Origin of the sequence: Romboutsia sp. 13368 (assembly GCF_018336475.1) — a bacterium.
GTDB lineage: Bacteria > Bacillota > Clostridia > Peptostreptococcales > Peptostreptococcaceae > Romboutsia.
On record NZ_CP048741.1, the window covers coordinates 920,807 to 923,924 of the forward strand.

Sequence of the window (3,118 nt, forward strand, 5' to 3'; positions counted from 1 at the left end):
TATTATATCCTTTTATTCATATAACCTATGAATATAAATAAAATATTAATTTTAGAGTTATAAAATTAATATTTAAATGCTTATTTTTAAAATCTTAAAAGTGCACAATAAGGGAAAATATGGTATAATTTACGATATTTTCAGGCAATACTAGGGAGGACAAATGGAAATTTTACTAGAAAAAGTGGATGAGTATATTTTAATAGTAGATTATAATGGAAAAATAATTTTTGCTAATGATAAATTTCTAAATAAATTTGGATATAAAAAACAGGAATTATATAAAATAAATGTAAATCAAATTATAACTAATGACTATTTAGAAATAGATAAGATATCAGCTTGTAAAAATGGAGTAAGTAAAGAATTAGAAATTATAAACATAAATAATAAAAAAATAAAACTAGATACTAATCTATTTATAGATGAGTTTAAAAGTAAGAGATGTTTATTTATTGTATCAAAAGATATAGACAACTCTATTTTAAAAAAAGAACACATGGAATTAGTATTAGATAATATACATACAGGAACATTTATTAAAGATGCTTCTGGAAAATATGTATATTATAGTAAACGTTTATGTGAATCATTTGGTAAATCTCAAGAAGAGATTATAGGTAAATATGATGATGATATTTTCCCATCAGATATTGCAGAGCATTTCAAAATATCAGATAAAATAGTAGCAAATAGTAGAGTAGGTAAATTATATGAGGATGAAATAAATATGTTTGGAAAAAAAAATACCTATGAAACTTATAAACAACCTATATATGATGAAGATAATAATTTGAAATATATAGTAGGATCATGTAAAGATATAAGTTTATATAATATAGCTATAAAAGAAATGTTTAAAAATTATAGTGAAGTTATTGCTACTGATAGCTATGAAATCCAGAATGGAATATATAATTTATTGCATAATATATCAAATAACATAATAGAGAATACAAATGCTAAAGGCTTAGCTATAAATCTTTACGATAAAGATAATCTAGAGTTTAAACCATATATAAAACTAAAAAATACAGCTAAAACACTTGCTAGAGTTGATAAAATAAGGATTAGTGAAGATGAAGAAAAAGCAATTTTAGAAGGGAAAACTTTTAGGGGACTTAAAAGCATAAGTAAGATAATAAAAAAGACTGATATAGAAGAAATAGATTTAGATATAGAAGCTATAAATGACATAGAATATCTTTGTATATATCCTATGATAATAAGTAATGAATTAATAGGTACATTATCATTTAGTTATAGTAAAGAAGAAGCACCTAAATATAATCAAGATACTTTATTTGAAGAAATTGCAGATAAACTTGCAATGCTCATAAAAAATTATAGATTATCTCAAGAATTAAAATTAGAAAATAAAAAACGTAAAGAATCAGAAGAAGAATTAAGTCTTTACTTAGACGTGTCAGTAGATTTAAAAGCAATAGCAAATATAGAYGGTTATATGATTAAAGCTAATGGTTCTTTGAAAAAAATACTTGGCTGGAATGAAGAAGAAATAAAAACTATGCATTATAGTAATTTAGTTCATCCTGATGATTTTAATATATTAGAATATTTATATAATTCAAATTGTATGACAGAAGAAACAAAGCATTTAATTGTTAGAGTTTTATGTAAAGATAATAGTTATAAATGGATAGAACTAAGTTTAAAGTATGTAAAAGATAAAAATATATTTATAGCTACAGGTATAGATATTACAAAAAGAAAAGAAATAGAAAAAGAAAAGAAAAGATTAGAAGAAGCTATTCACCTAGAAAGTATAAGAAATGAATTTTTTGGAAATATATCTCATGAATTTAAAACACCATTAAATATAATACTTGGAATTGTTCAATTAATGGATAAAAATATAGCTTTAGATAATATAACTAAAGAGAATTTAATACGACATGTAGATATTATGAAGCAGAATTCTTATAGGCTACTAAGGCTAGTAAATAATTTAATAGATATAAGTAGAATTGATATAGGATATTATAATTTACAATCTTCTAATTACAATATCGTAAAAGTAATAGAAGATATAACTTTGTCAGTAGCAGAATATGTTAAACATAAAAATATAAATTTAATATTTGATACAGATTTGGAAGAAATAACATTAGCCTGTGATCCAGATAAAATAGAAAGGGTAATGTTAAACTTATTATCAAATGCAATTAAGTATACTGACGATAATGGAAATATACATGTATCTTTAAACAAAGTAAATGAAGATGTAGTTGTATCTGTAAAGGATAGTGGAGTAGGAATACCAAAAGATAAGTTAGAATTAATATTTAATAGATTTGGACAAGCAAATGATATTCTTTCTAGAAGATGCGAAGGTAGTGGAATAGGGCTATCTATTGTAAAGTCCATTGTAGAGATGCATGGAGGTAAAATAGAAGTATTTAGTGAAATTGGTAAGGGAACTGAATTTATTTTTAATATACCTATTAAAATTTTAGAAGAAAAGAATGTTATACTAAACTGTGATAATAAATATTATCATGTTGAAAAATGTAATATAGAGTTTTCTGACATATATAGTATATAAAGTTATGGGATAACCCATAACTTTTTTTATGAATTATTTATATAAATATATATACTATCAATAATTTAAGTATTAGTATTTCATTCAAATATGTATTGATTATTAGATAATCAAAAGATGTATTAAATAACGATATAAAATATTTGTAGAAATTTTTATAAGAATTTATATATTAGAAAGTGAACATTTTTTCTAGAAATTGATATTATGGTAAAAGGGGGGATAGATAAAATGGCTACAGAAAGAAATAATAGAAATATGCAAAATATACATGATGAGTGTAAAAGACTGATGAACTATCATACCGTTTTTACTATGAAAGATGGAACTACATTTGATGGAATTATTGAAAGTGTAGAGCAAGATAGAGTTATTATTTTAGTTGGTGAAGATGTAATGGATCAAGAAGGTGAAAATCAATATAATCAACAGAGACAATATGGTTCTCCTAGAAGATATAGACGTTTTAGACGTAGAGCATTTCCACTTGCTACTTTAATAGCATTATCATTATTACCTTATCCATATTATGCTCCACCATATCCTTATTAC

Annotated in this window: 2 protein-coding genes; both read left to right on the forward strand. The window is 23.4% G+C overall.

The window, feature by feature from the left end; genetic code table 11:
• Window positions 1-163: 163 nt before the first annotated feature.
• Window positions 164-2,566 carry a PAS domain S-box protein gene (locus tag G3997_RS03710; RefSeq protein ID WP_296648299.1) on the forward strand — a complete coding sequence of 801 codons (2,403 nt, stop codon included), beginning with the start codon at window positions 164-166 and terminating at the stop codon, window positions 2,564-2,566.
• Window positions 2,567-2,797: 231 nt separating this feature from the next.
• The coding region (locus G3997_RS03715) for a hypothetical protein (protein ID WP_296648304.1) at window positions 2,798-3,118 on the forward strand (321 nt) is incomplete at its 3' end.